Origin of the sequence: Novipirellula sp., assembly GCF_041583735.1 — a bacterium.
GTDB lineage: Bacteria > Planctomycetota > Planctomycetia > Pirellulales > Pirellulaceae > Novipirellula.
Map to the genome: position 1 here is coordinate 25020 of NZ_JBFHFD010000023.1, position 7590 is coordinate 32609.

Below are 7590 nucleotides of genomic sequence, written 5' to 3' on the forward strand. Positions count from 1 at the left end.
CGTATCCGCTTTCGCTTCACGATCTCCCCACTCCCACGGTTCCCTTCCCCTGATGAATACACTGCATCCATTTCTGTTGTCGTGCCTCACTGTCCTCGTAACGATTGCGTCGGCGGTGGCTCAGTCACCCCAAGCCAACCGCCCCAACGTGATGGTCTTTCTTGTGGATGATATGGGAGTGATGGATACGTCGGTGCCATTTTTGACGGACGCCGAGGGAAATCCCAAACGTTTTCCGCTGAATGACTATTACCGCACTCCGGCAATGCAGCGGTTGGCGGATCAAGGCATTCGTTTTAACCAGTTCTGTGCCATGAGTGTTTGTTCGCCGACGCGAAATTCGATCATGACCGGACAAAACGCCGCTCGTCATCGTGCAACGAACTGGATCAATCCCGAAAAGGATAACGCGGGGCCGCACGGAGCACCCGATTGGAATTGGGAAGGTCTGAAAAAAGGGGACGTCACGCTCCCCAGTGTCTTGAGTGATTGCGGTTATCGCACGATTCATGTTGGCAAGGCACACTTTGGGCCCGAAGATCACGAAGGAGCCGAACCGCTGAATCTTGGGTTCGATGTGAATGTGGCCGGAGCCGCCTTTGGAGCCCCCGGAAGCTATTATGGTGAAAAGAACTATGGTCACGGAACCAAGCGTAGCCATCACGCCGTGCCGCACTTAGAAAAATATCACGGCAGCGATACGTTCTTGAGCGAGGCGTTGACGATCGAAGCCAAAAAGCAGGTCACTGCAACGGTAAAAAGTGGCGAGCCGTTCTATTTGTACTTTGCTCATTATGCTGTCCATGCTCCGTTTGATTCGGATCCTCGCTTTGCCGATCATTACAAGGATTCGGGCAAACCGAAGAATGCCCAAGCCTTTGCGACGCTGATCGAAGGCATGGACAAATCGCTTGGCGATATGCTCGATCATTTGGAAGAACTCGGTGTCGCCGAAAACACGTTGGTGCTGTTCCTTGGCGACAATGGTTCCGACGCGCCACTCGGACATCAGCACCAAGTCGCATGTGCGGCGCCACTGCGAGGCAAGAAGGGAGCCCATTACGAAGGCGGTATGCGAGTGCCCTTTATTGCCGCTTGGGCGAAACCCAATGCTGACAGTGCGTTGCAAAGTAAGCTGCCGATTCCCGCCGGAGCAATTCAGAGCCAGATTGCTGCGGTGCAAGATCTGTTTCCGACCATCACAAAGTTGACCGGGTGTGACGTTCCTTCAGATCATGTGGTGGACGGGGCTCCGTTGCAAACGCTGATCACGGGGAAATCCGACTCGGATCGCCCGCAAACCTTTTTGATGCATTACCCTCACGGACCGCATCGCAGCAACTACTTCACCACTTGGCGTGATGGCGATTGGAAGGTGATTTACCACACCTTACCCGAGGAAAAGACCACCGGCGGATTCATCCAGTTCGATGGCGGACATTACGAACTGTTCAATTTGAAAGACGATCCCTTTGAATCAAACAATCTCGCGGATTCGCATCCGCAAGTGCTGCGGCGGATGATGACGGGGTTGATTGCGGAGCTCGAAAAACACAACGCAGTTTATCCCATAGACGATGCGGGAAACGAACTGCGTCCGAAGTTGCCGTAAACGGATCAAGGCAACATCAAATCCCGTAGTGGACAAGGCTACGAGTCCCTTAGCAACAAGCGACGTAGTGGACGAGGCTACGAGTCCCTTAGCGAAATGTGATTTCTCGTGATTCTTGGATTCGTGGCCTCGTCCACTACCAAAGTCTTGTTCGCAAAACCGAGAGTCGATTGTTTCCGCGTTTTTTATCATCCAAGTAATGTAGGAATCGAAATGCGTCCATCCATTCTTTCCCTCTTCGGTCTTCTTCTTCTCTCGCTGTCGGGCTCTGCCAGCGAACCGGTGGTTTTTATCTCGGCGTTTAAGTCGGGCGATGAGGGCGCGATCCATGCCTTCCGCTTTGATACGCAAACGGGAGCATTAGAACCATTAAATCAAAGCACCGGCATTGGCCAACCGTTCTTTATGGCACTCTCGCCCAACGGGCAATCCTTGTATGCCATTGATACGGACCAATTCGGTGGCGACGAAGATGAATCGATTGCGGCCTACTCTATCGAAGCCGAGACGGGAAAGTTAACTCGCTTGAACCGACAATCGGCGCGCGGTACCGCGTCGTGCTATCTCGATGTGGACGCCAGCGGAAAATCGGTGATGGTTGCGAACTATGCTTCCGGCAGCGTGGCAGCACTACCGGTACGCGAGGATGGATCACTCAAAGAAGCCGCCTCGTTCATCCAACACAAAGGATCCAGCGTGGATCCCAAACGTCAGAAGGGGCCGTTCGCACATAGCATCGTGATCAGTCCGGACAACCGCTTTGCACTGGCGGCCGACTTGGGGCTCGACAAAGTACTGATCTATCGACTCGATGCGGCTACCGGCAACCTGGTCGCAAACGACGTGCAGCCCTTCGCCAGCTTGCCACCCGGTTCGGGACCTCGCCACTTGACCTTCGATCCGAGCGGCAACCGAGTGTACGTCATTAACGAGCTGAAAAACACGGTGACCTTCTTCGCCTATGCCGCGGACTCGGGCAGGCTAACCCTTCAGCAAACGATCTCGACATTGCCTGAAGGTTTCTCTGGTACGAGCCATTGTGCGGATTTGAAGATCACGCCGGATGGCCTGTTTTTGTACGGTACCAATCGTGGTCACGACAGCATCGCGATCTATCGCATCGGTTCCGACGGCCGGTTGAGTCGGGTCGGGATCAAGTCGAGTTTGGGTGGCGGCCCACAGAATTTGTTGATCACGCCCGATGGCCGCTGGTTGCTCTGCGCGAACATGACCGGCAACAACGTGAGGGTGTTTCGAATCGATTCAAAGAACGGTGGATTGACCGCCGTGGGTGATCCGGTTTCGGTCTCCATGCCCTCCTGTCTGCGTTGGTTGCCGGCAACTTAAACAATTCAACACGCAGTTGAAAGTGATTGATAATCACAACCTGAAAACGGATGCGTCGGGTTATCAGAACCGTGAATCAATGCATTTATCGAATGGCCTGTCCCAGCGTCCTTAACGACATCTAAAGATGAGTATCTAAGCAATGTATTCTAAAGACAACTCGGGCTCGCCGTCTGCTGCAACTCGCAGACAATTTCTTGCCACCGCTACCGCCGCTACTGCCGGCGGTTTGTTCTTACCTAGCCGTCAGCTTTACGCGGCAGGGTCGGAGGTCGGTGAAACCGACCATTTCTGGTATCGGCTTGCACCGCAGCATCCCTACATCGATTCGCAACGGGAAAATAAGGCGTTTGGTTTCGGGCTCGGCAAAATTTATCTGTCCGAGGACAACGGAACGACGTGGCCACATGAGGCGGTGTTTCGCAATGCGGATAACATCACGTTCAGCTGCATTCTTGGTAATGGAAATATTCTCTTTGCCACGCGGACGAAGCTCTATCTCAGCACCGATAATCTGAAGACACACAAGCAGATCATCGTCAAAGATCTTGATGGCAGCGATTACCTACCGCACACGCCACTGGACCCCAATGCTCCGGGGTGGTACTTCCATCCGCTTGATGGCGAGCATACCTGGGACGTAGGCGGGACGGAAATGTTGGTGTGGGGCAATTACTGTAACGTGCTTGGCGGGGCGGTTCCAGTCAATATTTACTACTCGACCGACCAGGGTGAATCGGTCAAAATTGCCTACGCGTTTGGGAAGAACCCAACGTTCCAGCAACCGGGATCGAAGGAACGCGATCGATTGGGCAACGCCGACAATCCGGTGGTGGCTCGGCACATCCACTCGGTCGCCTACAACCCAGCCGAGAACGCATTTTACGCCTGTACCGGCGACCACGACCGCGACAATGTGCACGAGTGCCATTGGTTGCGTGGCACCTATGACGCCGCGAGTGATCGATGGGATTGGAAAGTATTGGTGTCGGTCAATTCCAACTCGCGTTTCAAATCGGGCGGCATCAACTTCGTCGACGGCCGACTCTACTGGGCTGCTGATGCCAATGGTCAAAACGGCACGATGCCACACGACCGCGGGCTTTTCCACTGCGATCCTGCCGATCTCGCTAATGCAGAAAAGCACACGATGATGTTCAATCCGAAATACGAGTCGGCGAACATGATCATCGAAGACGACGTGATTTTGTCGGCGCATTACGCCCCCGCTTCGCCTTATGACACGGGCTTTATCATTTCAACGGACATGGGCAAGACGTGGGCTCAATACGACTTGAAAGAATTCGGCAAACGATCCCCCACCCGATTTCACAAAAAGAACAGCGATGGATGGTTCCGAGTCGATCTGCGAAAGGGATGGATCGAGCGAGGCGAAGTGCTGTTCATCAAACCCAAACCCGTGAGTAATCGGTCATGCTGAATTGGAAACGTCGACGCTGCTGTGCGGGAGCGTTCGTTGCCCTCGTTGTAGGGTAGATCGTCCCACTCGCTTTGTTGCGAACTCAGACGCCGGTTTTGGTTCACCATGGTGCCGAAGGGCCAAGACGCAATGCTTTGAAGGTTCTTTGATTCCCTTTAGTAGCCCGTCATCTTCCAACCACTTCGTCGCGACTCCGCAATGGTGTTCGTAATCGCGAAACGGTCCGCACAACTCATTCAGGGTAAAGAAAGGTTAGAATATGGAAGGTTAAAAAATGGGAGGCCAGCTTAGATTGGATTCATGAATGGTCGGTCCGTTTTTCTTATTTTCTAACCCTCCATTTTCTAACCTTTTTCCCGATTAGTCTCGTGCGTTTAGGCAGTGCGATGCCGGTTAAATGCCCGATCCCGATTCCACGATTGACCAGCAAGCAGTTTGGTGATCTCGACTTCAGGGTGATGCCTGTCGCTTTCGAAGTCCATAACGACTTAGGCTGCTATTGGAACGAAATTGCTTATCAGTCGGAAATGAGTGTGAAGATTTTCGACAGGTTCGGCAGTTCTGATCGCGAAGTACCGCTGACTGTCACGTTCGGGAATTTCCAAAAGACCTATCGGCTCGATCTGGTCGTTGAATCGGCTGGACTGTATGAACTAAAAACCGTCGCGGCTATTAAGGAAAGTCATATTGGTCAGGTCCTGAACTACCTTCGGTTACTCGATGCAACTCGAGCGAAAATCGTCAATTTTCGTCTGCGCCGCGTCGAGTCCAAGTTCGTCAACTGTTCGGATACACTGGCACAGCGACGCGCATTCAAAGTGGACTCGGGGGAATATCGCGGTCCAGCGATTTTGCTTGATGTGACGATCTCAATGCTCCGAGACTTAGGCACCAAGCTCGCTAATTCGCTCTACACTGAATGTCTGCTTTCGAATGTTGGGCATACCCAGCGGCGGCAAATTTGGCGAGATCGAAACGTTTACCAGGATTTTGATTTGGTTGCGCAGGATGAGGCGTTCGTAGTCACATCGCTGGAGGCAACGAACTTAGACTTCCGGATTCATTTGGAACGAATGCGAAGTACGGCTGGCCTGAAGATGTTTCACTGGATCAACGTCAGCGACCGTCTGGTACGACTGGAGTCGGTAGGATAAAGGTTAGAGAGCAAAACGGTTAAAAATGGGACGCCAGCTTAGATTGGATTCATAAATGGTCTGTCTGTTTCTCTCATTTTCTAACCCTCCATTTTTTAACCATCTCGTCATGTTTCACCTTGTAACGTTTCTGATCGCTGAACGGTCGGTAAAACTGAGTCAGGAAAAGAAAGGTTAAAATATGGAAGGTTGAAAGATCTGGGATCGACGTTACCGTCGTTAATGGACTGTTCTCCCATTTCTAGCCATCATCCCGATTAGCCCCGTGCGATCAGGCAATGTGTTTTACGCTGAATGTTTGACTTCCAAATTCATTTGGAACGAATGCGACGTACGGCTGGCATGAAGCTGTTTTACTGGATCAACGTCAGCGACCGTCTGGTACAGGTCGAGTCGGTCGGATAAAGTTTAGAAAATAAGCTGGTTAAAAAAAATGGGAGACCAGCTTAGACTGGATTCGTGAAGGGGCTGACTGTTTTTCTCATTTTCTAACCTCCCCTTCGTACCTCATCCGTAACCTTGCTTGGCAACGAAACCACTTGCGTGAATAGTGCGGAAATATAATCGGTTAACTGAAGGAAGGATTAGAGTTTGGGGACCGATGCGGCCGTGGTGGAGGCGTTCTGAATAGCCGGTTGATTCCGGAGTCCTTGCCGGGATAGCATGGGCGGATGGAGATTGCTGCCCTGCGAAACGATGACCCGAGTTGGTTTCCCCCTTTGGAGGCTGCAGTTTGCGCTGACGGGGTCGATGGGTTGCTGGCGGTCGGCGGCGATCTGAGTAGCGATCGTTTGCTTGGTGCGTACCGCAACGCCATCTTTCCTTGGTATGACGAACAGGGGCCGATCCTGTGGTGGTCGCCCGATCCACGTGCGGTCATCTTTGCCGACGCGATCCATGTCTCAAAGAGTATGGCCCGGCTGATCCGTCGGCAAACGTTTCGCGTGACTTGGAACCAAGCGTTCGAACAAGTCATTCGCCAGTGTGCGATGCCTCGCGACGGTAATCCCGGCACCTGGATCCTGCCGGAAATGATCCAAGCGTATCAGCAATTGCATCTTAGCGGCGATGCTCAGTCGTGCGAGATTTGGAGTGGCGAAGAATTAGTCGGAGGCATTTACGGCGTCACGATCGGCAGTGTCTTTTGCGGCGAGTCCATGTTCCATCGTCAAGCCAATGCGTCCAAGTTGGCACTGATCTCGGTCGCTCAGCACGAACGGTTCGATGTAATCGATTGCCAATTCCCAAGTGAGCATTTGTTGTCGATGGGGGCCGAAATGATTTCTCGCGATGCGTTTGTGCGATTGTTAAAGTCGGCGCTGGGCATGTAAGCCATGAATCGAATTTCACCATTCACGCTAGAATCTCCTTTGGCACGCGTCCGTGCACGTCGGTCAAGCGAAAGTCGCGGCCGGCGTAACGATACGTCAATCGCTCGTGGTCGATGCCCAGTAGATGCAGGATCGTGGCGTGCAGGTCGTGCGTGTGGACCGCTCCTTCGGCCGTCATGATGCCGTGCTCATCCGACGCACCGTGCACCATCCCACCTTTGACTCCGCCTCCGGCCATCCAGGACGAGAAGCAGTGGTTGTGATGTTCACGGCCGGGATGGTCCGCTTTCTGGTGAAACGGCGTGCGGCCAAACTCTGTGGTCCACACCACCAGCGTACGGTCGAGCATGCCTCGTTGTTTCAGATCGGTTAGCAATCCGGCAATCGGTTGGTCGATCGCTTTGGCCAACCGTTGATGGTCGCCCATGTTGCCGTGCGAATCCCAATTCGAACTCGACCCAACATCAATCAACTCCAAAAAACGCACGCCGCGTTCAGCCAATCGACGGGCAACCAGGCATTGCCATCCAAACCCGCTGGTGGCGCCTCGTTGCAAACCGTACATCTTCATCGTCGCTTCGGACTCGCCCGACAGATCGAATGCTTCGGGGGCTTCACGCTGCATCCCGAAGACGGTTTCAAACGAGCGGATGCGTGCATCAAGAGCCTGATCGGCTTCGCGTTGTTGCAAATGAGCACGATTCA

Annotated in this window: 6 protein-coding genes; 5 read left to right on the forward strand and 1 reads right to left on the reverse strand. The window is 53.1% G+C overall.

The window, feature by feature from the left end:
- Positions 1-52 precede the first annotated feature (52 nt).
- The 5 genes from ABX962_RS03580 (at position 53) to aat (ending at position 6885) form a co-directional block, all read left to right on the forward strand.
- Positions 53-1612, forward strand: a complete 1560-nt coding sequence (locus tag ABX962_RS03580) for a sulfatase-like hydrolase/transferase (protein ID WP_372716690.1) — start codon at positions 53-55, stop codon at positions 1610-1612.
- Positions 1613-1825: 213 nt separating this feature from the next.
- Entirely contained in the window at positions 1826-2959 is a 1134-nt protein-coding gene (locus tag ABX962_RS03585; RefSeq protein ID WP_372716692.1) for a lactonase family protein, read from the forward strand.
- Between the two features lie 142 nt (positions 2960-3101).
- Complete coding sequence (locus tag ABX962_RS03590; RefSeq protein WP_372716694.1) at positions 3102-4400, forward strand: hypothetical protein; 1299 nt, start codon at positions 3102-3104, stop codon at positions 4398-4400.
- 386 nt (positions 4401-4786) lie between these two features.
- Complete coding sequence (locus ABX962_RS03595) at positions 4787-5554, forward strand: GxxExxY protein (protein WP_372716696.1); 768 nt, start codon at positions 4787-4789, stop codon at positions 5552-5554.
- 671 nt (positions 5555-6225) lie between these two features.
- Positions 6226-6885: a leucyl/phenylalanyl-tRNA--protein transferase gene (aat, locus tag ABX962_RS03600; RefSeq protein ID WP_372716698.1), complete on the forward strand. Its 660-nt coding sequence runs from the start codon at positions 6226-6228 to the stop codon at positions 6883-6885.
- Between the two features lie 22 nt (positions 6886-6907).
- Here aat and ABX962_RS03605 read toward each other — a convergent pair.
- Positions 6908-7590 (reverse strand): DUF1501 domain-containing protein (locus ABX962_RS03605; RefSeq protein ID WP_372716700.1); only part of this gene is annotated, 683 nt, incomplete at its 5' end.

Coding starts and splice junctions, on each gene's coding strand:
- ABX962_RS03580 (WP_372716690.1), top strand. CDS start 53: ATGAATACACTGCATCCATTTCTGTTGTCGTGCCTCACTGTCCTCGTA.
- ABX962_RS03585 (WP_372716692.1), top strand. CDS start 1,826: ATGCGTCCATCCATTCTTTCCCTCTTCGGTCTTCTTCTTCTCTCGCTG.
- ABX962_RS03590 (WP_372716694.1), top strand. CDS start 3,102: ATGTATTCTAAAGACAACTCGGGCTCGCCGTCTGCTGCAACTCGCAGA.
- ABX962_RS03595 (WP_372716696.1), top strand. CDS start 4,787: ATGCCGGTTAAATGCCCGATCCCGATTCCACGATTGACCAGCAAGCAG.
- aat (WP_372716698.1), top strand. CDS start 6,226: ATGGAGATTGCTGCCCTGCGAAACGATGACCCGAGTTGGTTTCCCCCT.